Here is a 23,582-nt window from a genome sequence, read left to right on the forward strand (position 1 = left end):
ACATTTCAACATATCGAAAACACTATTAAAGAGATTTTGTGTCCTTTTCTGGCTTACAAGATCTCTTTTTTTGGCAAATAAAATGACCGACCAAAAATGTGAAATAATACAAGTTATATAATTAAAAGAACCATATCTTTCAAAATGCAATACTATACAAGTAGAAATTTTTACAGTCATTCTTTACTTAAGAGATCTATAAGTATAGATTTCTTTCAGTATGGTAGCCACTAGTATACCTTAATGAGATGCATTAATCCTTCTATAATTTAGGTAAATTGAAGTTGAACAAAGAATTATAATAGTTGCTACCCCAATAATGTTAAAGTTAGCAGTGAAATTAAAGAAGAACCATGCAGCAGGATGACCTGCATAATCAAAACAAGAAATCAGCGATATGCCTTCTGGTAGTACCGATCCGGATACAAGTGCACTTTGAGTAAATATTGGTGCTAAACTAGTAGAAACATAATTACCTAAAATTAGTGCGAACAATCCAAATAAAAAGGTCCTAAAAACATTACCATTCATGATTGGTATTACAAACGGAAATATATACATAACCCCAGCTAAGCTTGCGATTGGTAAAAAATGATTTCCTGGAAGAATAACCGAAATAAAGAGAATAAAAGGTACTACTAATAATGAACACACTAAATTTGTCGGATGACCAATTACTAACGATGGACTCATACCTATCCAAAGCTCTCGCCCTTTGAATCTTTTCTCAAGTATGCTTTGGGTTTGTTTCGATATTGGGGCTAATCCTTCAATCAGTAAGCCGGTTATTCGCGGGATTAAAACCATAACCGCAGACATCTGAACCGACAATTTCAGTATACCTGATAATTCATATTGAGAAATAAATCCTAAAATCGCTCCAATTATTGCTCCTAAGATAATCGGTTCACCAAATACACCAATTTTGTTTTGCAATGTATCCGAGTCAAAATCTATTTTATTCATAATAGGAATTCTATCAATTACCCAATTAAATACTTCAGCAAGTGGAGCATACAAAGCAGTGATTGGGAACGCCATTGCCAGACCATCTATATTTGAATAGAACTTGTGAACACGAGGTGTATAGTAATCAGAAAGACAAATAGTTAAAATAAAATTGGAAACCGCTCCAAATATACTCCATCCAAAACTACCGGTTGCCACATAAATAATAGACCCAATAAATGCATAGTGCCAATAATTCCAAATATCCATATTCATAGTCTTTGTCATCTTGAATAAAATCATTATTACATTAACACCAACGCAAATCGGTATCATCAATCCTCCAATGGCAGAACTATAAGCAATTTGAGAAGCAGTGGGCCACCCCACATCAAGAATAGTTGTTTGCAAGTGGTAAAGCTCTGACATCTTCGCAACTACTGGTCCTAGATTATCCGTAAGCATTCCCGTTACTAGACTTAATCCAGCAAAACCAACACCAACTGATAACCCTGACTTAATTGATTTTCCAAATCCCATTCCTATTGCTACACCAATTATCGTGAAAATAATAGGCATCATTACACTCGCACCCAGGCTAACAATATAATTTATTACATTCATTTACTTTTCTCCATCTATTAATGATAAATATATTGATTTAATCAATTGTTGGTTCATTGGTACATAACTATTTTTGAGTAGTCTTTTTTGGTTATTTACCACCGAAATAGAAAAACTTTCGACATCATTAACCCCAAAGTTATAATCGGAAAGTTTCCTATTTCTCATTATGGAATTGAGGAGTTTGTATAATTCATCCAAGGATTCATCAAGATTGCAGTCAAACTTTTCTGCAATTGCTTGCTTGAGAGAAGAAAACTTTCCATCTGGTTTCATTTTATCGTATGCATTTAGAACCCCTTTTAGTACATAAAAATTCGATTCACCATGAGCTATTTTATATTTTGCACCAAGTGGATAACTCAAAGCATGGATTGGCCCACATCCCCCAGTTTCAAATGCAAATCCTGCATAAGTGCTTGCAAGAATAAAATCTTGCGCCTTTTGTTTGATTGTAACTTCATAACCGAAGTTTTTTATATCAATAAAACCATTAAGAATCATTTCTATTGCGCGAATACTAAATATTCTACTTAAATCAGTACTGTTATCAGACAGGAAAGACTCTGTTGCATGGATAAAGGCATCAATTGAACTCGTTGCGAAAACTCCTTGTGGTAAATTTTCGATAAGTCTTGGAATTAAAATCGCACAATCACCATAAATACTTTCATTTGAAATTCCAACTTTTGTTCCCAATCTTGTTCTATTGATTGCTGCAATGCTTGTTACTTCACTTCCAGTACCACATGTTGTTGGGATAAGTATCAGTTGAATATTTCTTTCAATAATAGAATCTGATTCAAAAATCCAATCTATATTTTCTTGCGTTGAACCATATGCAATTGACAATATTTTTGCGATATCGAGACACGACCCTCCACCTATTGCAATAATACGTTTTATGATGATGTGATTGATATCATTTAGCATGGATTCAATCATTATGTCAGTAGGCTCTTGATTTCCATATCGTTCAACGACAACAACATTCACTTCAGCACTGAATAAATCTTTAAATTTTTTATAAATGACATCTGTTACGACTACCATATCACCTTCGCCAAATGGAAATTCATCAAGATAATCATCTAGATCGTTAAACTGATATAGTTTTGTACGCATTTTAATTAATTCCATATTTGGCCTCTTTTCTCTTTATTACTTTTATTGCACTTTCATAGATTGATTGTGAATCAATATGATATTCTTTCGCAAGGAAATCAAGAGTTCCTACTTGACCAAACCTATCCTGAACACCAATCAGTTCCATTGGTACAGGGAAGTTTTTCACGACTATTTCAGATACAGCAGCTCCTAGTCCAGTTGTAATATTATGATTTTCACACGTAACAATTGCTCCGGTTTCTTGTGCAGCTTTAACAATTGCCTCTTCATCAATTGGTTTCCAAGTAAACATATCTAAAATACGAACCGATATACCTTCTTCTGTTAATTTTTTTGCAGCTTGAATTGCTTGTGATACACAAAAGCCGCTAGCAATTAATGTTACGTCAGTTCCGTCTTGAATTAGACTTGCTTTTCCAAGAACTAAATCATCTGCATTCTCATAAATTTTGGTACAGGTTTTTCTAACTAATCGCATGTATGAAACACCATAATTGTCATGCAATTGAGGTAGAATTATCTTAAGTGATTCTAGATCAGCTGGCTCAACTACTGTTACCTCGGGAATACATCTCATAATACCCATATCCTCAAATGGCATATGTGTACCACCGTTCGCTTGAGCGGTTATTCCTGGGTCTGAACCAATTAGTTTTACGTTTAGTTTCGCATATGCTGCAGACACAAATACTTGATCAGCTACTCTTCTTGACATAAATGGACCGAATGTATGTACAAATGGAATAAATCCTACAGAACTCAATCCAGCTGCAACCCCAACCATGTTAGCTTCTTGAATTCCACAATCAAAAGTTCGCTTTGGAAATAACCCTTGAAATGGTTTTGTTCCCATAGCACTCATTAAATCTGCATCTAGTAGAACCACGTTCTTATCCTTTTCAGCCAATGATATTAAGGTATCGCAAAACTCCTCTCTCATCTCTTTTACTTCATTTCGAATTGGTTTCGCTATTATCGGCATTATTTAATCTCCCCCTTCCATTTGTCAATACTTTTTAGAAAGTGATAATAGTCCTCAGAAGATACATTCATTGAATGGCTCTTAATTGTTCCTTCTATTTCGTCCCATCCTTTTCCTTTTACAGTATCTAGCACAATTACTGATGGTCTTCCTTGCGATTGGTTTTTGGCAACTGAGATTGCGCTCTCAATAGCATATAAATCATGACCGTCAATTGTCTGACTAAACCACCCAAACTCGCCGAATTTCGCCCCAATGTCTCCTAACGAATTAATATCATCAGTAAACCCATCAAGTTGAATTTTGTTATTATCAATAAATGCAATTAAGTTATTAAGCTTATTTTGCGCAGCAAAGAGAGCCATTTCCCAAACTTGACCTTCTTGACATTCACCATCACCAAGAATTAAATACACATAACTATCAAAGCCTCTTAATTTTATACCTAAAGCAATCCCCGCAGCACTTGAAGCTCCTTGTCCTAGTGAACCAGTCGTCATATCAATTCCTGGAGTTTTTGTTCGATCACAATGACTTGGAAGAATCGTATTAGGTTTGTTAAGTGTTTTAAGGATATCAAGCGGAAAATAACCTTTTAATCCTAATGTCGCATACAATGCTGGGCCACAATGTCCTTTTGACAATACGAGCCTATCTCTAGTAACGTCTATGGGATTAAGTGGATTAATTTTCATCACACCATTATATAGAACGGCTAAACAATCTGCGATTGACAATGCTCCTCCCACATGTCCCACTCCAAATGATGAAACTGCGAATAAGGTCCACTTCCTAATATCTAATGCAAACTCTTTTGTATTATTTGAATTTACTAGAGGCATGAACTTCCACCTCCAATATTGATAAATTTGTATTCTAGATATTCCCTAATCCCATAAATTCCATTTTCTCTTCCAAATCCTGAGTATTTAATTCCACCAAATGGTGTTTCATTTGTTGAAACAACAACTTCATTTATTGCTACTAATCCGAATTCTAGGTCAATCGCAAATTTTTTGATTCTTTCTAAATTCTCAGTAAATACATAAGATGCTAACCCATACTCAGTTTCATTCGCTTTTCCTAATACTTCCTCGTCCGTATCAAATGTAATAACACTAAATACTGGGCCAAATATTTCTTCAAAGTAAATATCCATTGTACTGTTAACTTCATATAATATAGTCATCGGATAAATACTATCTGGGATAACATTGTCTTTCGGGATGTCTCGATACATTATGGCACCCTTACTCACTGCATCTTCAACTAACTTATTAATGCGATTGTTAGATTGGATACTAATTAACGGACCTACTTCAGTATCCTTTTTCATAGGATTCCCTATATTTAGTCCTGAAATTTCCTCTTTTAGTAGCTCAAGGAATAAATCTTTGACATCTTTCTGTATAAATATACGATTTGGGGAAGTACATACTTGTCCCATATTTCGTTTTTTTGCGGACACAAGTAGTTTAACTGCTTTACTTAAATTTGCATCACTAAAAATAATAAATGGAGCATTTCCACCCAATTCTAAGGAAAGTTTCTTTAGGGTAGTTGCACTGTCTTCAAATAGTTTTTTTCCTATTTTAGTCGATCCAGTGAACGATATTTTCCGGACGATAGGACTTTTCATAAACTCACTGCTAATCATTGATGAGCTACCTGTTACCAAGTTTACACACCCATCTGGAAATGGCAGCTCTGCAATTATTTTTACAAGCTCTGTAGAAATTAATGGTGTCATAGATGACGGTTTTAGCACTATCGTGCATCCTGCAGCTAGTGCGGGTGCTAGTTTACGTGTCACTAAGTTCAAAGGGAAATTCCACGGTGTTATTAAGCCAACGACTCCGATAGGTTCTTGTACAACAAGTTGAGTCGTATTTGAGTGAGAAGGAATAATCTCGCTATTTATCCGCTTAATTTCCTCAGCATTCCAAAGAAAATTCTCAATGGATTGATCTACTTCACTTATTGCGTCAACTATTTTTTTACCACTTTCAAGGCAGATTATTTCTGCTAATAAATCTCGTTTTTCAGACATTTTTTCTGCAATACTTTGAAGTAGTTTCGCTCGTTCATAAGTGTTTGTTTTCTTCCATTGTCCTAGTGCACGTTGTGCAGAGGTAATACTTTGTTGAACCTGTATCTCATTTACTTGAGCAACATCAGCGATTTTTTCTTGATTATATGGATTGAAAAGCGGTGCAGTTCCCTGTGTTGATCGCCATTTCCCATCAATGAAACACTGAGTCGTTTCATATTTATATTTTCCCATAATTCAAATTCTCCTCATTCATAATTAAACTGTATAAATATTTCATTTCATTAGGTGATAGTTGTTTTTCACTACTCATTAATTCCAACTCATCTACAAGATCATTTTCGGATATAATTGCAATTTGACCTTGATGATATGGTTCTGAAACTAAACTATTTATTACAAATACATTGAAAGAATACTCAACGTCAATTTTTCCTACTAATTTTAAGAACTGGTTTCGACAAGCTCTCACGAGTTCGTTATTCATTTGTTTTATTTTGCTAATTTTCTTTCCGTTTACTATAATGAAACCAATTCCATTTTTATGGATTAATAAAATGTAATTTCCTATTTCCCTCTGAGATGATTTCCCAAAAACCAAAAAGTGCTTTCCAAGTTGGTTATTAAGGTGTCTTGTAGATTCAATTTTGTTTTTCCTTATCGAAAAGTAGTATTCTAGGTAGCCATTGAAGATTACTCGTAGAACACTTATTCGATATATTTTGTATTGATATACTAAGTCAACCAGAAAATAAGTAAAGGTTATTACTATGAAACCAAGTAGTAAACCATCCATTATAAGTTCCTCTCTAAATTTAAAGCAGCTTATTCGGCTGCTTTTTTTTATTCAACTTCTTTAGTAGTAGTTTGGTCAAATACATAGCGTCCTGATGAACCAATCATTTTCATAAAGCTTTGAATATATGTTTTCATAGCTTGTTCACCAACAATCTGGAAATCCATGTAATCAATATTTGGATTTTCAAGAGCAGCATCAACCATTGCTTTTCTTCCTATCCTGAACAGATCGGTACAGACATTGATTTTATTGATTCCTAAAGATACTACCTTTTTTATATTGTCTTCCCCTGCTCCTGATCCTCCATGGAGTACTAGTGGAATCTTTAGTGTTTGTTTTAACACTTTGAGACGTTCGAAATCCAACTTTGGAATAATACCTTTAGGATAATTACCATGAGCAGTTCCAATAGCTACGGCTAAACAATCTATATTAGTTCTTTGGACATAATCGAGAGCCTGATCAGGATTTGTATATAGATCAGCTTTCGCATCATCTCCATCTTGTGCTATACCCACATGTCCAAGTTCTGCTTCTACTGAAAGTCCCTTTTCATGAGCCATAATCGTAATTAACCTTGTACGCTTAATGTTTTCTTCAAATTCTAGGGCTGAAGCATCAATCATTACACTTGAGAATCCAGCTTTCATAACACGATTTATATCCTCATATAACTGACCGTGATCAAGGTTTAGTGCAACTGGGACATGAGTTTGCTCAGCAAGAGCTTTAATCATCGGAACCATTATTTCTGGACTTGCATGAGCTTTCATTTGACGTGGTGAAATATTAACGATTACTGGAGCATTTTCTGCTGTTGCTGCCCCAATTATAGCTCTTGCCTGTTCCATATTTGTACAATTAATTGCGACAACAGCATAATAGTTTTCGTGTGCATGTTGTAACATGCCTTTCATTGAAACATACATAATTTTTCTTTACCTTTCACTAATCCAGTGCTGCTTCTTCGGTCAGAGGTTTCTTAATAATCGCATAAATAACACCTGTAATAATTGTACCGATTCCTAAACATGTTAAGAAAACAAGTGGGTTATTCATCATTGGAACAACAAATATTCCACCATGTAAAGCCGGAGATTCAACCCCCCACATTAATGCTAAACCACCTGCTACCGCAGAACCTGGAATTGTTGAACACCAAACTCGAATTGGGTCATTTAGATAAAATGGGATAGCTCCTTCGGTGATATAACACATACTTAAAGGAACTGCTACTTTCGCATTTTCTATATCTGCTTGAGTAAATTTCTTTCGAGCTAACAATACAGCAAGTGCCATTCCTAAAGGAGGTGCCATACCAGCTGCCATTTTTACAGACGTTGGTCCATAAACTCCATCAGCATTCAATCCATTTGCAAATGATGCTGCAGTTTTCGTAAACGGTCCTCCGAAGTCAATCCCCCAACATGTTCCCATTACTGCTCCAAGAATGAATTTAGATCCTCCTTGTAATGATGCTAGCCAATTAACCATTGCGTTCATTACAAATGCGATAGGCTCACCAATAATGAATTGGAAGATACATCCAACCGCTAAGGTAACAGTTACAGGAATAACAAGAATCGGCATAATACCCGTTGCCCAATTTGGTACCTTTAGTTTTTTGAACGCCAATACCATATAACCAACAAGGAATCCACCAATCAACCCTCCAACGAATCCAGCGTTAATTTCATTTGATAGATAACCAATTGCTAAGGCAGGACCAATTGCAGGTCTATCACCAATTGAATATGCAATTGCTGCTGTTAAAATAGGAACTGAGAAGAAGAACGCTGATGCACCAATCTGATTAATTAAATAAGCAAATGTACCAGGATTATTCGCAACATCATAGCCACCAATTGCTTTTGCAATGGCCATGATAATTCCACCGGCTACAATAACAGGGATCATATACGATGTTCCAGTTAAAAATGATGCTTTTATTTTTTCTCCTTGACTGACTTTTTTGTTATTTTTTCTAGTGATAGTTGCCATTATGAAATTGCCTCCAATAATTCATCTACAAGACCTAATCCGTCTTTTACAGCTTCTGATACTCTACATTCAAGCACAGGAATATCATCAAATCTCTCAGGATTTCTAATTTTCACATCACTTGCAATGATAATACCAGCTGCTCTAGAAATGTCCTCTGAAGTAATTACGTTTTCAGGTCCTTGAGCTCCTTGAGTTTCAATCTTAATCTCCACATTACGTTTTTTTGCTGCTTTTTGTAAATTAGCTGCCGCCATGTAGGTGTGTGCAATACCTACTGGGCAGCTTGTGATTGCTAAAATAAACATATTTTTTCTCCTTATCTTTCTTTATCAATACTCTGAAATATACTTATTATTTTTTCTTTCGAAGAAGCATTAACAATACCGGTTCTAAACTCATCATTCATCAAATTATATGACAAAGTAGAAAGCAGTTTTAGAAAATCACCCGTCTCATTTGCAGGTACCGCTAGCATTATAACAATACTAACAGGATCCCCATCAAGTGATTCCCATTCAACATTATTTTTTAGTTTTACTATTGTAAAACATGTTTCGTTAACGCCATTACTTCGCGCATGGGGAATTGCGATTCCCATTCCAATTCCTGTAGAATACTCACTTTCTCTTTTAAAAACATCATCTTCAAACACTTGTTTGTCATTAAGTAGCCCTTCATTTGATAAAACTTCAACAATTGAAGATATTACATCTTTTTTTGTATCCCCCCCAAAATCAAATTGAATCAAATTTGGTGTTTTAATTAATATTTCTGCTAAGCTCATTTTTACCCTCACTTTATAAATTTTTTGAATGATCTAAGGTCTTTGGTTTGAAATAACTTGTCTAGGACATCGACTTGATTAACAAGAGTAATAATTTCGTTGGCAATGTCACCAAAATCTTGACTTGACTTAAGGTCAATAGCTAGGGCAAATACGAGTTGTACTTTTGCTCCGTTCCAATCAAATGGTTTTTTCGAAACGAGAAGGCCAATACCTTGATTTAAGACATGTCCATGATAAGCATGAGGAATTGCAACCATATTTCCTATGAATGTTGAGGATAATTCTTCCCGTAATAGACAGGAGTCTCTGTATTCATGATCTACAAAACCTTGCTTAAACATTATGTTACTAAGTATTGATATAGCATCATTTTGATCTTGAACTTTCTCATCAAATACTGAAATAGATTCATGTAGTAAAGGAATCAATTTAGATCCTCTGGTGTTATCTACTTGAGATTTTCTCAAATTTATTTTTGAAATATCCCGTTCAGTTAATATTGGAGAGATATAGGCAATGGGTTCCCCTTGAATGTCGAGAGGGATTGTAGATATTATTAAATCATAATCTATCTGATGTTTTTCAATGTTGAGCTTGAAAGATGATACTTCACCAACGATCTCAAATTCTGGGAAAAGATTCTCTAGTTTTGCTTTAAGAAACATTACAGTTCCAATTCCTGAAGCGCAAACTAAAATCACTTTTAATTTCCTTTGTTCTAATTTCCTTGCCCTTTCAAAGGCACCACCGAAGTGCATTGCAATGTAACCAACCTCATCATCATTCATCTCAACATTAAACTGATCACTCAGTTTCCGAGAAAATTCTGCTGATAATTCAAACATCAACGGATGTTCTTCTTTTATATTCCCTATGAATGGATTATGTAGTGAAATACCATTTTTCAAACGGTTTATCATCGGTTTGATATGAAGAAACAATACACTCATAAAATATTCATCTTCTATGAATGGGATATTAATTTTATCCGATAGTGAACCTACAATTTTTTCGATCTTCTCATACAACTCTATATCAATTAACTTAACTGATTGTGGTGCTTCGACTGTTTTTGATAAATTTGCACCCATTAAATGGATTGTAATATACCCGCATTCTTCATCATCAAGTGAAGTATCCAAATTATGGTTAAGTTCCTGGACTAACTTCTGAGCAATCGTCCATTCTTTTTGCATTGATAGGAATTCAAGATCTTTCATTTCTAGAACAACCCTTTTGTTTTTATTTACTCGATTAACAGTTATTGCTAAATGAATAATCAATCCTTTCATTGCTATATATGACAAAGAAATGTCATTGTTCTGTTGAATCGTTTGGACTGATGCTATTATGGGCTCTAGTAGAGTATTTGGAAAATAGTCCGTTAGGTCTTTCAATAAAGACGTTGTTATTAGTTCACCTGATCGAAACTTAATTAATTCCGCTTTAGCAATCCGAATATTGGTCTCTGACCCTTCTACATGAATCCCAAGTTTTGGCTTTCGTTTTAACACAATCGAATATTTTTCAAGAAATTTCTCTATTTTTACGAGTTCTCGATAAACTGCACTATTGCTAAGATAAAACGACTCAGCAATGTCATCAATTGTTCTTGACTCATTTATCTCTAGGAGATTTTGAGCTATAGTTGACCACCTATTATGATCATCTTCTTCGATACACACATCGTTGAAAATGCGTGAACGAAACTCATCAATGTCTTCCTGAAGTTCTAGCCAAATTCCCAATGATTGCTTTGATACTAAGGTTGCACCATATTCTGATAAGCAAGTCTTTAAGTGATTTATCGAATTGCTAATGGTTCTTTTACTTACGTTCAATTGAACCGCTAAGTCAATGATCCGTACAGGACTTTGGCTATCAAGAAGGATTTCAATAATTTTTTTCTCGCGCGATTGAAGCAAATTATATTCCCCCTTTGTATTTCTGTATAGCTAATGTAATTACACTTATATTATAGACCAGATCAAAAAAAATGCCATTTTATAAATTGCAATAACATAGTGCAATAATAAAGATGATAAAGTTTTTCAGATAATATAGACTTAGTATATACATTAAGAAAGGATATTAATATATGATAAATTTTGAATTTCATAACCCAACGAAAGTAGTTTTCGGAAAAAAATCCGAAAGCCAAGTTGGTCAACTCATTAAAAGCTTTAACGGTAATAAGGTGCTAATCCATTATGGAGGAAATTATTTATTTGAAAATGGTGTTATGGATGCAATAACAACTAGCATCACTCAAGAAGGTTTAGAATATATACTATTTGGAGGTGTTGTTCCTAATCCAAGATTAGAATTAGCCAAAGAAGGTGTTGAGTTAGCAAAAAGAGAAAAAGTAGACTTTATTCTTGCTGTTGGGGGTGGTAGTGCAATAGACTCAGCTAAAGCTATCGCATATGGCCTCGTAAATGACTTTGACTTAGAAGACCTATTTATGGCAAAAGTAACTACATCAAACATAGCACCAATTGGTTGCATCTCAACTATAGCAGCAACCGGTTCTGAAACGAGTAATTCAACTGTTGTTACACTTGAATATAATGGTGAAGTATTAAAACGTTCCTATAATCACGATTGTGCTAGACCACTTTTTGCAATTATGAATCCAGAGCTAACATTCTCAGTTCCTCCGTATCAATCTGCAAGTGGCGGAGCAGATATTATGTTTCATACCATGGAAAGATATTTCTCAAATACAGAAGATGTGAAGTTAACCGATAAAATCGGTGAGGCGATTCTTCAAACCGTATATCAAGAAGTTCCGAAAGTATTAACTAATCCTAATAATTACGAAGCACGAGCTAACTTAATGTGGGCAGGCAGTCTTTCACATAATGGGCTGACAGGAACAGGTAGAGCTTCTGATTTTCCTGTGCACAAAATATCGCATGAGTTAAGTGCAATGTATGATGTCACACATGGTGCTAGTTTAACAGCAGTTTGGGGAACATGGTCACGATATGTACTAAATAATCACATCAATAAATTTGCTCAGCTAGCAGTTAATGTATTTGGAATTGATCCAAATTTTGAAGATTTAAAAGAAACTGCATTAAATGGAATTGTTGCATGGGAAACATGGTGCAAAGACATAGGAATGCCAACTTCTTTATCAGAACTAGGGGTTAATCCAACAGATAAAGAGATTGAAGAAATGGCAAATCATGCAGTGATGACAGGAGGTGGGACAATTGGGAAGTTCTTTAAACCCTTATCTCAAAAAGACGTTGTTAATATTTTCAATCTTGCAATGTAATTAAATTTTAAATTAAAAGGACAGTTCTATGTCGGCATAGAATTTGTCCTTTTTTAGTATAAATATGCATATAATGATTGTAATAAAAAGGCAAATATAGAATTACTAATGTGTTTTTTCACTACAAATTGAATCATTCTTCTTCGATGTATTAGAATCTATATCAAACTATCCACTAAATGATTATTCGCTCTGGTTGAGGAATTATTCGGCATTACCCCAGTCAGTGGATAGACATACTATGAATAGAAGAATAACTTTCATTCGTATTGTATATCACAGTTCCGATGATAAAGATGTATTTCAAATCTATGCTAGGTTATTATTTCAATAATATTCGTTTGAAAATCATTAATTCATGTAAACAAATTCATAAGAAAGCTGTCGGGTTTTATATATTATTTCTGATTATTATACTGCTGTAACATTGTAACAGTGAAGAAATAGGATACACGATCATTGTATAAGTGAGACATAAAAGGACTTATTATGAGCAGATCCCAAAATCTCGAACAAAGATGAGGATATGCAGTTCTCTATAAGTCTTTACGTTTTTTTGATTTGATTTAAACTAACAACGCTTATATCTGTGCTGTATTCAAGTTTACACACCTTTACAATGCTTCAATTATATTCGAATTCTCCATTAAATCGATCAAATATTCTCCTTTTACTTCATTTCTATATTTTCCTAACAAGTAGATTCCTTATAGAACTAAGAAGTTGATAAAGTTCAGAAGTACAAGAAAAACCATCACACAACTAAATAAGCGTTTCAAAGTGTTTTCTGATGTACGTCGCCCAATATAAGTTCCAATAACACCCCCTAATAAGGCAAAGGGTATGATGTATAAAAGGTATGAAAGGTCAAAATAAGTGAAGCCTCGTGTGAGTCCTTTTGTTGCAAGTGATGTGATTTGTGAGAACATAATGGTCGCAATGGAGTAAATGGTTGCGGCTTTGAAGTTAAACCCAAAGAGAATTGTGAAGGCTGCGACATTAATGGGACCGCCTCCAATGCCTAAGAATGCGGACATGAATCCTAACACGATCCCTACTGTAAAGATTGCGAGTTTATTTTTTATTTTGTAGCTTTTATAGCGAATGATCATACTTGAGAGTACAAACAACAATAAGACAATGAGTATTGCGGATTGGATATTTGAGACAATGGGTTCACTGAATACTTCGATGAGTGCGTCAAAGACCATGGTACCTACAAAACCACCCAATGCTGCTCCGATTGCAACTGTCACCACAATATTCAAATCAAACTGTCGTTCTCCTTTTAGATTCTTATAAACGCTGTAACACGACATTACAAGCACCGCACAGGATGAATAAAAAGAAATTGATGTGACATCGTGATACCCTATAAAGTCAAACATGGGCTTGATGATCACGCCCCCACCAAGACCAGTCATAGCGCCGATTGAGGTTGCGGTAAATACGATAAGGCTGTAGAGGATTTTCATTGCGCACCACTTTCTAATGTGAACCAAGATTCGGGTTCTCTTTTTAATATGTTTTGTTTTAGTGTTTTATGGTTTTGTCTGTTTCGTGACTAATCGTCATTTATACTTACGCATCAATCACCTTTGTGATATGATATGTCTAATTTATAAAAAGGAGATTATGTATGATTCCCATTATTGATTGGCACTGTGATGTGCTTTATAAACTTGAGAAACATCCTGAATGGCGTTTCTCTGATTGTGAGCATCTTGATGTGAATGCCCTCAAGATGAGACAAGGCGGAGTTAAGGTTCAAGCGTTCGCGCTTTTTATTGAACCATCCATTCCCATTGAAGATAAGTTTGCATCTGCAAAGTGTCAAGTTGAGCGGTTTAAAACCCATGTACTTTCAACACCCGGCTTTGTACAGATTCGTCATTTCAAAGAAATTCATGATCTTAAAGACGATGAAATTGGGGTGTTCTTAACCCTTGAAGGGCTTGACTGTGTTGGGTCTGACCTTGATAAAGTGAAGTATTTCCTGGATGAAGGTGTACTTTCTGTTGGTTTTACCTGGAACAATGCGAATCTAGCCTGTGATGGCATCATGGAACCACGGGGTGCAGGGTTAAGTGCATTTGGATATGACGTGGTGTCACTTCTTAATGAGCGTGGTGTGTTTGCGGATGTATCCCACATTAGTGAACACGGATTTGAAGATATCCTTAACAGTGCTGATCATGTTATCGCAAGTCATTCAAATGCACGTTCTGTATATCACCATGTCCGTAATTTAACGGATCATCAACTCAGTCGGATGCTTACAAAAGGGGCACCCGTTCACCTGGTCTTCTTTAGTCGATTCACGTCCGATCATTCACCGTGTACACTGGATGACCTTATAAAACACGTTGAATACATGATTCAAATGGGTTTAGTCTCACAACTTGGTTTAGGTTCTGATTTTGATGGAATCGATGATAAGATTGTTGGTCTTGAAGATTCCAGTCAAACCCAAAACTTACTCTCTCATCTTGAAAAGCACTTTGGACAGGACATTGCACAGCGTATTGCTTATAAGAACTTCATGCACTACGTTGATACAAAGCTTTAAATACCCTTATACATTCTCATATTGGGAATGTTTTTTTATGCGGTTTTAATTTGATGGGACCATCACTATAAACACGCACTTTTCACAGTATGTGTGTACACATTCAAAACACGTCAACATCAGGTAGATATCGACTGCTTCGCTTATTATTCGCACAATTTGTATTCTAACACTTTAGGCTATGCCACACCATGAAATCTCGATTATTCACATGGTGATTCAAAATTCTATCACTTATTTCACAGAGATTTCTCATTGAGTTTAACCCATATCATTTTTACGGGCATTATAACAACCTTTTATACGAATAAGTAAGGTGCATGCGTGTTTCAGATAGGTCCATATTGTACTCACATATAAACTTAGGTACGATAGGTGTATAAGGAATCTTTATCCATGGGTTTATATCGGATAAAGATAGGGAGGGACTATGAAACATAGACTGAAATTGTATTGTTTTTATATCATTGCTGTATGCACGTTGTGCTTATGTGTGTTCTTTAGTTTACCTACGTATGCAGACGATACTTCATCTGAAATTCCACAAACACTCACAGATATCAAAGAGGCTTGGGTCGAAGATATTACGCGTAACAGTGCAAAGTTTGTTGTGACAGCTGTGGATGAAACACTGGATTATAAAGTACAGTGGCAACAGTATAATGGGACACAATGGGATGACATACCCAATGCAACAACCCCAACATATGCACTCACAAACTTACCATCTAATACAAGTGTTTCGGTTCGGGCGAAGATGTTTGTGTCCACAACCAAGACGATTGCTCCAGATGAGAACGAGTATATTTTTTATGGGTCACTTGTGCTTTGGGATACTGACGATGATGGTTGCAGTGATGTCATGCCTGCGGAAATTGAAGAAAGCATGGGGGACTCAAGTGATGAAGTCATCCTAAGAAATGCGATCCAGGTGCTTCAAGAATCACCTACAGACAGTAATATCTATGTTTGGAACGGAGCAACGAATCATCATGATTATAGAGCATGGTGTAAAGCAACATTAGTGTACCCAAATGGTGGCTTGGCGATTCCAGCGGATGAAGTTGATGCGTATAAAACCTTATCAACAGTTACAACGCGTGAAAGTATTTCACCTACATTAACCTTTACAACATTAATTGATCCAAATACATATATACCAAAAATAGATACGATTGAAACTAAAACAATCACGGATAACAGTGCAACCATCAACGCATCAACCAAGGATATCATTGATGATTTAATCTATGAGTGGCAAATGCTTATTGATGGTTCATGGAAAGTCATCGATGGTGAAACATCATCAACACTATCGCTATCTAACTTAACAGATGATACTTCATATACAGTAAAAGTAACAATCACAAATCCGTTGAATAACGAAACAACTTCAAAGGAATATACGTTTAAAACACTACCAAAGGCAGTTAGTGAATGTAAGTGTGAGGCCACACCGAAACCTGCTGAACCAGCACCAGTTAAGCCTGCTGAACCAACGCCAGTTAAACCAGTTGAACCAACACCAACAGATCAATCAACTCAACAGGATAATACACAGCGTACATCAACTCAACAACTTCCCGCAACATCTGGGACAAACACACCTATTAAGACCCCAGCTCAAGAACTTCCAAACACTGGACAACACCACATATTCATGCCGATTGGCTTCGTTTCACTTTGTGTTGGATGCTTCTTAGTGGGATATCTTCGATTCAAACGAAATCAATAATTCGTCATACTTCAATCAGTGAAAAACACTCCTTAAGGGAGTGTTTTGTATGCTAAGCGTTTAATCACGGATTCATGGTGTGGATAGTCTTCAAGGAGCATATCCTGTGTAAAGAGTTCAAATGCTGTATAGTCAAACCCTGGGGATACCATACAACTTACCAATGCATAATCATGATCAACCGATGATCCAAAGATTGTGCCTTTAGGAACCACAAACTGTAGTGTTTCTCCATTTTCAATGTCTTTACCCAACCGTATTTCGTCATAGGTGCCATCAGGATAAATACAGTGAACACTTAAAGGTGCACCATCATGATAGTACCAGGTTTCATCCGCATCCAGTCGATGAAAGTGTGAGGGTGAATCGGGTGTGAGTAAAAATAAGATGTTTGTATAATAAGCCCGTCCATTCTCAAAAGTTTCATTCGAACGGCTTGTTTCCTTATAGTATCCCCCTTCTGTATGGGGTTGTAATTCAAGTGTTTGTATCCATGTATCAATTGTTTTCATTGTTTCCTCCACTGTTGTATCACTATTATACACAAGTTTATGACTGGTGTGTCTTGAGTTCATGAAAGAAATCGTAAATTCGACCAATATCCGAACCAACAAGATAACTGCTGACCGTGACTTTAGGTTGTTCTACCTTATAAGGAAAGTCACAGGTAGATATAATCCCCATGCACTGATGACGCCAGTAGAAATCCAGAAACCCATTCATCTCAGGTGCACGGTATGTAACATCTCCTTCATAAACATGATAAGTGTTTAATGGAAAATTTGTGCCAAGGTGTGCCTTGAGTGCATAGGCATGATCACGACTGATATCGCTATAGATCATGACATTTAATGAGTGCGGTTGGTCTAGTGACGGTTGAATTGAATCAATGTTAAAGATTAAGTTTGCGAATACATGTTCGTAGTCTTCAGACATTTTGGATAGGATTGCTTCAATGCGCTCTTTATGCATTTCAAACTTCTTACGATTAATCCGTGAGTAGTTTTTTACATAGTAAAGCACGGAATGTAAGTTAACATTGTTGACGGAATAAATAACATCACGCATGTATAAGATATGACATAGAATGGTAGAGACTTGCCCATGCTTTGTGTCATCAAAGACATATCCCATATCTTGAAGTGCATCCATGAGCTCTTCAAAATGATCTTCAATACGTGCATGCATTTTATCAAGTGCCTTAATGTATCGAATGATTATTTCTTGTGACTCTTCTTCAAGTGTCAACACTGTTTCACAATCATTCAAGCGATATCCTTGCCTATAACGCATTGCAGAGGATTCCTCAAGGCTTTTTAAGAAGTAACGAAACTTAGAGCTTATCGAAAAGTATGGTTCAACCTTAGGGCTATAAACAATGTTTATCTTAGGCAGCATGAAGTTGCGTTGGAAACTATCATAGAATGAAGCAATAAAGAATCGTACTTTATCTTCTTCACCAATAATCTCATAACTTAAACGCTTATCATTAAGCTTCACTTCATAGTGTCTTAAGATATCGTCAAGATCACACATCAACTTACGCGTTGATTGTGGACTCTTATTGATTTCATTTGCATAGAAATCAATAGGCATGTTTGGCCTTTCAATAATCAGTCGTAATAGTCTTGTTCTTGGTTGACACGCAATAATGTTTTCATAGATAAATTGAATATTCCCAACAGAGGTATGACTGGATACAATGTTAGAATGACTAAAGTCTAATTCAATTAAATCATTGTAGTTATCAATTAAATAATAGATATCGTTATATACTGTTCGTTCCACACACTGATTCACTGCAGCAATCTCTGCAATTGATATCACACGATCGTTTTTAATGAGTAAATCTAAAATATTCGCAAGACGATATACTTGCTTCTTGTACTTCAAAAGCATAATATGTTCCTCCCTTTTAAGCGTCTCATTGTATAAGCATTCGACCCACATCAAATACTTACCCAAATGACCACCCACAGGATATATGCTAACATACGAGCTAAAAGAGACCTAGCAATCCATGTGCTTTCACATGGTGGTTCAAGTACCTATCACCTATTTCACGTGGCTTTCATAATTGATATAAACAGTATGTTTCATCAAGTTAGTTTTCAGGGAATAATTTAAAAGTGCCAGGAACTGTAACAGTAAATATCATCGTTTTTAATTGATCTCTCAAAACTAGAATACTTTCGTTATTAACATTATCTAAAGAAGAGAAACCGATGCTTTTATATACTTAAATGCTTCTGAGTCGATTTTCTTCACTCTATTTAAATTTGCATATATTGTTCCATGAGGAATCAGCTCTTCTACATCAATTGTATCAATATAACTCAAATCCAAATCATGTCGAATCATCGATGCTATATAGAGCACTTTACTCACATGAGGAATTGCTTTTATTCTTGAATAACTACCAAATATATGAGTGCCAATTTTTTTTATTCCACCTTTAAGTTCCTTATAAAATTGTGATTTATCATAATGAGCGCCATCACTTAGTATTGAAATACATGCTTCAATTGTATCATTTAAACAATCCTGAAAATCTATATCCAGCCTCCGATATTTAATTTGTATTTTTGAATATTCGTAATACGCTCGTTTTACAACTTCAAAATCTTCAATATGATCAAACAATACCGCAACATCATGCATTTGCTTAATTATTTCTAGATCTTTTCCACTATTATATAACACTCCAATTGTATTTGGAGCAAAAGCTGACAGTTTATCAGCAATCATATAGTCTACAATTGGAACTTTTACGTATGAAGGTGGATCTTCTGTGATATGCAATGAATTTTTGATTTCAACTAACTTGGTGTCAATAAAATCGTCATCTTCAAAAACAACATCTAAAATAATATTTGATGGTGTATTACTTATTATTGAGGTATATTCAAATTTAAAATGTCTCTTCTCAATTCCGTTATTCCTTCTTCTATGATGCTCAACACAACTCTCAAAAGGAAAAAGTTTGCCTGCCTCTGTTATAAACTCATCAATATCTGTATCAGCATTTACCATGATATCAATATCTGTTGAGAATCTTCTAGGATTATCAAGAAAAAGTAGCAGACAGGTTCCACCTTTGAATACAAAGTCGAGATTTACATCAACGAGCGATTGTAATAAACCAAATGCAAAAAGCACCCTTTCGAAAATTGCTTTATCGCCTCCATATTCTTTTACCATATTTTCCAAGTGTTCCTGTGAATAGTTACTTTTTGATATCATAATATTTCTACTTGTCCCTATGAATATGTTGATCAACTATGTTCTGCTTATTACGACGCAATGAATATCTATTTAACGTCGCATAGTCAATAATGTAGCGCTCCATCATGGAGTCTACAATTTGTTGATACTCACTTTTATTTATAATCTCTTTGATATATTTATTAGCAAATAAATCAACAATCAGTTTTTCAATAACTATTTTGTTACTGTCGTTCTTGTTACTAATGGTTTCACTAATAAGATTAAGGACAACAATTAAATTGTTAGTTAAAACTTGATTGAATGTTTTTACATCCGGTTTGAGTAAAACATTCCCTTCATTTTTTTCCTTAATACTTTCAAATATAAACTCTTCGTATCCTTTTTCAACTTCTACAAAAATTACATTAGTCGTTAATTGATGATTTAGGAATTCATTTAGCATTCTTAGTTCCCATATTTGAAATTGGATTTCATCAAAATCAAATAGCACCTCATCTAGTATTTTTTTGCTTGCGTTGATAATTCATATTCAAATCGACGTTGATTGCTAGTGCTAGATTTTACATATTTATTACGTCCAATACGAGTAATTTCATTCTCTTTCACTAACTTATACAAGATCCAAGAAATACTGTTTTTCTTAATGTCACCAAATCCGTCAATATATCGTCGATTAATCTCTGTTCTACTAAAAGGTTCCATATCAGTTAATTGACTTAAATAATATCTGAACTTTTTGATACTGCGTAATTTTCTTCACTTTTATCACCTAATTGCAGTATTGTATTTGTTAATCTAAAAAAAACGGCAATTTTAATACATTTTTGCCGTTTAATTATGATAGAGGAAGTTACATAAATTTATCTACTAGAAACTCAAAGTACATTTTTTGTGTTTGTATATTTGGTAGTCAATGACTACTTTGGATTGACAACAACTTCTTCGTAAAGCATTAATAGACCGTATACCGATTCCAATACACATTTGTGATATCACCTCTTTCACCTCCAAAAGCATTATCACACACTTCTGAAGTTATAAAAATAGTGGACCAGTTTTCAATTGAGAATTGGCCCACTTTTAGATTAACAAATACATCTTGTACTTCAAAAGCATAATATGTTCCTCCCTTTTAAGCGTCTCATTGTATAAGCATTCGACCCACATCAAATACTTACCCAAATGATCATTTCGTCAAGAATATATTCAAAGTATGATTGAATATCAAGATTGTTTAGCTTTGCAGTTTCTACGATGCTATAGTAGATTGAACTCATTTGTGCATCATTCTTTGTGTTAGAGAATAAAAAGTTCTTTTGTCCAATTACAAATGGTTTGATTGCATGTCTGCTCGATTATCGTGAGTTCAAGACGACCATCCAAGAAATAGTTTCTAAGATATATTTCGTTGTTGATTGTGTGAGTTATTGCGACACCCATCTATGCGACTACGCTTCCCTTTGGTTCTTAGCCAATTTGATTGGGGTAACTACTCCCATTATTTAATATGTATATTCAAAGTTCTCATATAATGGTATACTATATTAAAATAAAAAAGAGGTGTAATATGTCAAATATAAGTGTTTTTAACACAAGTGATGAGAATAACATTAGACAGCTAGAGAGTACTTCCTATTCACTTGAATCACATTTGCAAAAACTAATTGAAAGAAATATGAAATCATTCTTTTCAGTAGATTTTTTAGCAAGCGAATACTCTTTTCCTAGTGGTAGAATTGACAGTCTTGGAATTGACGAAAACAACTGTCCTGTTATATTTGAATATAAACGAAGTATGAATGAGAACGTTATTAACCAAGGTCTTTTCTATTTAGAATGGTTACTTGATCATAAAGCTGATTTTAAACTTCTAGTATTGGATAAATACGGAGACAACAGAGCTAATGCAATAGAATGGAAGACACCAATTGTGTATTGTATTGCAAACAATTTCAACAAATATGATGTAAATGCAGTTAAAATTATGCAAAGAAATATTTATTTGGTGGAGTATAATCTTTTTGAAAATGATCTGATTATATTTGATTTCCTAAACTTAGATTCTAAAGTCAAAGAAGTAGGCAATGATTTAATAATTGATAAATCAAAAAAAATGCAGCGAGATATTAATGATAGAATGAACACACTGAATAGTAATTTAAAGCCAATCTTAGAAGATTTACGATCCTTCATTAGTGAAATAGGTGACGATGTTTCTGAAGTAGTTTTACGTCAATATATTGCTTATAAAAAGATTGGTAACTTTGTTACGATTGATATGACAAATGATAAAATTCAAATGTATCTGAAAGTTGACCCTTCTGAAATTGAACTTAAAAATAATATGAGAGATATGACTAAAATCGGACATTTTGGTACTGGAAACTTAGAAATAATAATTACATCAATAGATGACTATTATAACTCGAAATACTATATTGAATTAGCATATAATCAAAACTAATTCAATGTATTTAGAATTACCAAAATGTTACAAACTCTAATTAGGTTTCTAGCTTTCAGGATGCAATTTATATAATTCTGATAAATAGGTTGTGGAAGCCAATTCCTAGAATCTTAAGTTACGGTACTCACTAGAATTTCTAGTGAGTACTTTTTATTATTTCCAAACTTACCATAGTATTACAAATTAAGAGATCTCTTGTTCTAAAATTTTCAAAACTTCGATAACCGTAGGCAACCCGTTTTATCACTTTGTTTAAATTGTTTGTCCCTTCTAAGCGACCAATAGAGTATGGATACTTTAGTGCGTTTGAGACAGATACTTCATATTCTTTTTACGTCTTAATTAATTTCTTCATCTGTTTCGATATGTTCTTAGGTGGATATATTTAGAATCTCTATGAGTGTGGTGATGTTGTCTTATTACGGATAGAATGAAGCAATAAAGAATCATACTTTATCTTCTTCACCAACAATCTCATAACTTAAACGCTTATCATTAAGCTTCATTTCATAGTGTCTTAAGATATCATCAAAATCACACATCAACTTACGCGTTGATTGTGGACTCTTATTGATTTCATTTGCATAGAAATCAATAGGCATGTTTGGCCTTTCAATAATCAGTCGTAATAGCCTTGTTCTTGGTTGACACGCAATAATGTTTTCATAGATAAATTGAATATTCCCAACAGAGGTATGACTGGATACGATGTTAGAATGACTAAAGTCTAATTCAATTAAATCATTGTAGTTATCAATTAAATAATAGATATCGTTATATACTGTTCGTTCCACACACTGATTCACTGCAGCAATCTCTGCAATTGATATCACACGATCGTTTTTAATGAGTAAATCTAAAATATTCGCAAGACGATATACTTGCTTCTTGTACTTCAAAAGCATAATATGTTCCTCCCTTTTAAGCGTCTCATTGTATAAGCATTCGACCCACATCAAATACTTACCCAAATGA

22 protein-coding genes and 1 pseudogene are annotated in these 23,582 nt (G+C 34.5%); 4 read left to right on the forward strand and 19 right to left on the reverse strand.

The window, feature by feature from the left end; genetic code table 11:
• Window positions 1-240: 240 nt before the first annotated feature.
• From AOC36_RS08270 to AOC36_RS08320, 11 genes are read right to left on the reverse strand one after another with little or no spacing between them, the layout of a single operon-like run.
• The gene (locus tag AOC36_RS08270; protein WP_067633269.1) at window positions 241-1,572 is read right to left on the reverse strand and encodes a PTS galactitol transporter subunit IIC; all 1,332 of its coding nucleotides are present in this window, start codon (window positions 1,570-1,572) and stop codon (window positions 241-243) included.
• On the reverse strand, window positions 1,573-2,712 hold the full coding sequence (locus AOC36_RS08275) for an iron-containing alcohol dehydrogenase (protein ID WP_067633271.1): 1,140 nt from the start codon (window positions 2,710-2,712) through the stop codon (window positions 1,573-1,575).
• Window positions 2,699-3,682 (reverse strand): transketolase family protein, encoded by a 984-nt coding sequence (locus AOC36_RS08280; RefSeq protein ID WP_067633273.1) that lies wholly within the window; start codon window positions 3,680-3,682, stop codon window positions 2,699-2,701. The genes AOC36_RS08275 and AOC36_RS08280 overlap by 14 nt, the downstream gene beginning before the upstream one ends.
• Window positions 3,682-4,524 carry a transketolase gene (locus AOC36_RS08285; RefSeq protein ID WP_067633275.1) on the reverse strand — a complete coding sequence of 281 codons (843 nt, stop codon included), beginning with the start codon at window positions 4,522-4,524 and terminating at the stop codon, window positions 3,682-3,684. Before AOC36_RS08285 ends, AOC36_RS08280 begins: the two co-directional genes overlap by 1 nt.
• Complete coding sequence (locus AOC36_RS08290) at window positions 4,515-5,966, reverse strand: NAD-dependent succinate-semialdehyde dehydrogenase (RefSeq protein WP_067633277.1); 1,452 nt, start codon at window positions 5,964-5,966, stop codon at window positions 4,515-4,517. Before AOC36_RS08290 ends, AOC36_RS08285 begins: the two co-directional genes overlap by 10 nt.
• Window positions 5,953-6,528 carry a hypothetical protein gene (locus AOC36_RS08295; protein WP_067633279.1) on the reverse strand — a complete coding sequence of 192 codons (576 nt, stop codon included), beginning with the start codon at window positions 6,526-6,528 and terminating at the stop codon, window positions 5,953-5,955. Before AOC36_RS08295 ends, AOC36_RS08290 begins: the two co-directional genes overlap by 14 nt.
• 47 nt (window positions 6,529-6,575) lie before the next feature.
• On the reverse strand, window positions 6,576-7,439 hold the full coding sequence (locus AOC36_RS08300) for a class II fructose-bisphosphate aldolase (protein WP_232505360.1): 864 nt from the start codon (window positions 7,437-7,439) through the stop codon (window positions 6,576-6,578).
• Window positions 7,440-7,479: 40 nt separating this feature from the next.
• Window positions 7,480-8,532, reverse strand: a complete 1,053-nt coding sequence (locus AOC36_RS08305) for a PTS fructose transporter subunit IIC (RefSeq protein ID WP_067633283.1) — start codon at window positions 8,530-8,532, stop codon at window positions 7,480-7,482.
• Window positions 8,532-8,840 carry a PTS fructose transporter subunit IIB gene (locus AOC36_RS08310; RefSeq protein WP_067633285.1) on the reverse strand — a complete coding sequence of 103 codons (309 nt, stop codon included), beginning with the start codon at window positions 8,838-8,840 and terminating at the stop codon, window positions 8,532-8,534. Before AOC36_RS08310 ends, AOC36_RS08305 begins: the two co-directional genes overlap by 1 nt.
• Before the next feature lie 11 nt (window positions 8,841-8,851).
• Complete coding sequence (locus AOC36_RS08315; protein ID WP_067633287.1) at window positions 8,852-9,319, reverse strand: PTS sugar transporter subunit IIA; 468 nt, start codon at window positions 9,317-9,319, stop codon at window positions 8,852-8,854.
• A gap of 8 nt (window positions 9,320-9,327) precedes the next feature.
• Window positions 9,328-11,247: a BglG family transcription antiterminator gene (locus tag AOC36_RS08320; RefSeq protein WP_067633289.1), complete on the reverse strand. Its 1,920-nt coding sequence runs from the start codon at window positions 11,245-11,247 to the stop codon at window positions 9,328-9,330.
• 173 nt (window positions 11,248-11,420) lie between these two features.
• Between AOC36_RS08320 and AOC36_RS08325 the strand changes: the two genes are divergently transcribed.
• Complete coding sequence (locus tag AOC36_RS08325; protein ID WP_067633291.1) at window positions 11,421-12,608, forward strand: iron-containing alcohol dehydrogenase; 1,188 nt, start codon at window positions 11,421-11,423, stop codon at window positions 12,606-12,608.
• A 707-nt stretch (window positions 12,609-13,315) separates the two neighbouring features.
• Here AOC36_RS08325 and AOC36_RS08330 read toward each other — a convergent pair.
• Entirely contained in the window at window positions 13,316-14,083 is a 768-nt protein-coding gene (locus tag AOC36_RS08330; protein WP_067633293.1) for a sulfite exporter TauE/SafE family protein, read from the reverse strand.
• A 164-nt stretch (window positions 14,084-14,247) separates the two neighbouring features.
• Between AOC36_RS08330 and AOC36_RS08335 the strand changes: the two genes are divergently transcribed.
• Together AOC36_RS08335 and AOC36_RS08340 are read left to right on the forward strand one after the other, a co-directional pair.
• Complete coding sequence (locus AOC36_RS08335; RefSeq protein WP_067633294.1) at window positions 14,248-15,177, forward strand: dipeptidase; 930 nt, start codon at window positions 14,248-14,250, stop codon at window positions 15,175-15,177.
• A 430-nt stretch (window positions 15,178-15,607) separates the two neighbouring features.
• Window positions 15,608-16,912, forward strand: a complete 1,305-nt coding sequence (locus tag AOC36_RS08340; protein ID WP_067633295.1) for a hypothetical protein — start codon at window positions 15,608-15,610, stop codon at window positions 16,910-16,912.
• A gap of 32 nt (window positions 16,913-16,944) precedes the next feature.
• On the opposite strand, the gene AOC36_RS08345 is transcribed toward AOC36_RS08340, so the two are convergent.
• From AOC36_RS08345 to AOC36_RS12360, 5 genes are all read right to left on the reverse strand, one after another.
• The gene (locus AOC36_RS08345) at window positions 16,945-17,424 is read right to left on the reverse strand and encodes a cupin domain-containing protein (protein ID WP_067633296.1); all 480 of its coding nucleotides are present in this window, start codon (window positions 17,422-17,424) and stop codon (window positions 16,945-16,947) included.
• A 37-nt stretch (window positions 17,425-17,461) separates the two neighbouring features.
• The gene (locus AOC36_RS08350) at window positions 17,462-18,811 is read right to left on the reverse strand and encodes a helix-turn-helix domain-containing protein (RefSeq protein ID WP_067633297.1); all 1,350 of its coding nucleotides are present in this window, start codon (window positions 18,809-18,811) and stop codon (window positions 17,462-17,464) included.
• A gap of 309 nt (window positions 18,812-19,120) precedes the next feature.
• A complete protein-coding gene (locus tag AOC36_RS08355) occupies window positions 19,121-20,113 on the reverse strand; it encodes a nucleotidyl transferase AbiEii/AbiGii toxin family protein (RefSeq protein WP_198401169.1) in 993 nt (330 codons plus the stop codon).
• Window positions 20,114-20,162: 49 nt separating this feature from the next.
• A complete protein-coding gene (locus tag AOC36_RS08360; RefSeq protein WP_417935077.1) occupies window positions 20,163-20,630 on the reverse strand; it encodes a DUF6577 family protein in 468 nt (155 codons plus the stop codon).
• Between the two features lie 676 nt (window positions 20,631-21,306).
• On the reverse strand, window positions 21,307-21,417 hold the full coding sequence (locus AOC36_RS12360) for a transposase domain-containing protein (protein ID WP_198401170.1): 111 nt from the start codon (window positions 21,415-21,417) through the stop codon (window positions 21,307-21,309).
• 290 nt (window positions 21,418-21,707) lie between these two features.
• Here AOC36_RS12360 and AOC36_RS08365 point away from each other — a divergent pair, with 290 nt between their 5' ends.
• On the forward strand, window positions 21,708-22,604 hold the full coding sequence (locus AOC36_RS08365; protein WP_067633300.1) for a DUF5655 domain-containing protein: 897 nt from the start codon (window positions 21,708-21,710) through the stop codon (window positions 22,602-22,604).
• 139 nt (window positions 22,605-22,743) lie between these two features.
• Here AOC36_RS08365 and AOC36_RS11980 read toward each other — a convergent pair.
• Both AOC36_RS11980 and AOC36_RS08370 read right to left on the reverse strand, forming a co-directional pair.
• Window positions 22,744-22,920: pseudogene (locus AOC36_RS11980) on the reverse strand (transposase); the annotation flags it as partial.
• A 133-nt stretch (window positions 22,921-23,053) separates the two neighbouring features.
• On the reverse strand, window positions 23,054-23,512 hold the full coding sequence (locus tag AOC36_RS08370) for a hypothetical protein (protein WP_067633302.1): 459 nt from the start codon (window positions 23,510-23,512) through the stop codon (window positions 23,054-23,056).
• Between the last annotated feature and the right edge of the window lie 70 nt (window positions 23,513-23,582).

Origin of the sequence: Erysipelothrix larvae (assembly GCF_001545095.1) — a bacterium.
Taxonomy (GTDB): domain Bacteria; phylum Bacillota_I; class Bacilli_A; order Erysipelotrichales; family Erysipelotrichaceae; genus Erysipelothrix; species Erysipelothrix larvae.

Bases quoted from the DNA above. Each gene is read 5' to 3' on its own strand.
- AOC36_RS08335 (WP_067633294.1), top strand. From the start codon at position 14,248: ATGATTCCCATTATTGATTGGCACTGTGATGTGCTTTATAAACTTGAG.
- AOC36_RS08315 (WP_067633287.1), bottom strand. From the start codon at position 9,319: ATGAGCTTAGCAGAAATATTAATTAAAACACCAAATTTGATTCAATTT.
- AOC36_RS08300 (WP_232505360.1), bottom strand. From the start codon at position 7,439: ATGTTACAACATGCACACGAAAACTATTATGCTGTTGTCGCAATTAAT.
- AOC36_RS08310 (WP_067633285.1), bottom strand. From the start codon at position 8,840: ATGTTTATTTTAGCAATCACAAGCTGCCCAGTAGGTATTGCACACACC.
- AOC36_RS08305 (WP_067633283.1), bottom strand. From the start codon at position 8,532: ATGGCAACTATCACTAGAAAAAATAACAAAAAAGTCAGTCAAGGAGAA.
- AOC36_RS08350 (WP_067633297.1), bottom strand. From the start codon at position 18,811: ATGCTTTTGAAGTACAAGAAGCAAGTATATCGTCTTGCGAATATTTTA.
- AOC36_RS08345 (WP_067633296.1), bottom strand. From the start codon at position 17,424: ATGAAAACAATTGATACATGGATACAAACACTTGAATTACAACCCCAT.
- AOC36_RS08365 (WP_067633300.1), top strand. From the start codon at position 21,708: ATGTCAAATATAAGTGTTTTTAACACAAGTGATGAGAATAACATTAGA.
- AOC36_RS08340 (WP_067633295.1), top strand. From the start codon at position 15,608: ATGAAACATAGACTGAAATTGTATTGTTTTTATATCATTGCTGTATGC.
- AOC36_RS08295 (WP_067633279.1), bottom strand. From the start codon at position 6,528: ATGGATGGTTTACTACTTGGTTTCATAGTAATAACCTTTACTTATTTT.
- AOC36_RS08355 (WP_198401169.1), bottom strand. From the start codon at position 20,113: ATGGTAAAAGAATATGGAGGCGATAAAGCAATTTTCGAAAGGGTGCTT.
- AOC36_RS08325 (WP_067633291.1), top strand. From the start codon at position 11,421: ATGATAAATTTTGAATTTCATAACCCAACGAAAGTAGTTTTCGGAAAA.
- AOC36_RS08280 (WP_067633273.1), bottom strand. From the start codon at position 3,682: ATGCCGATAATAGCGAAACCAATTCGAAATGAAGTAAAAGAGATGAGA.
- AOC36_RS08330 (WP_067633293.1), bottom strand. From the start codon at position 14,083: ATGAAAATCCTCTACAGCCTTATCGTATTTACCGCAACCTCAATCGGC.
- AOC36_RS12360 (WP_198401170.1), bottom strand. From the start codon at position 21,417: ATGAGTTCAATCTACTATAGCATCGTAGAAACTGCAAAGCTAAACAAT.
- AOC36_RS08285 (WP_067633275.1), bottom strand. From the start codon at position 4,524: ATGCCTCTAGTAAATTCAAATAATACAAAAGAGTTTGCATTAGATATT.
- AOC36_RS08270 (WP_067633269.1), bottom strand. From the start codon at position 1,572: ATGAATGTAATAAATTATATTGTTAGCCTGGGTGCGAGTGTAATGATG.
- AOC36_RS08290 (WP_067633277.1), bottom strand. From the start codon at position 5,966: ATGGGAAAATATAAATATGAAACGACTCAGTGTTTCATTGATGGGAAA.
- AOC36_RS08370 (WP_067633302.1), bottom strand. From the start codon at position 23,512: ATGCTTTTGAAGTACAAGAAGCAAGTATATCGTCTTGCGAATATTTTA.
- AOC36_RS08275 (WP_067633271.1), bottom strand. From the start codon at position 2,712: ATGGAATTAATTAAAATGCGTACAAAACTATATCAGTTTAACGATCTA.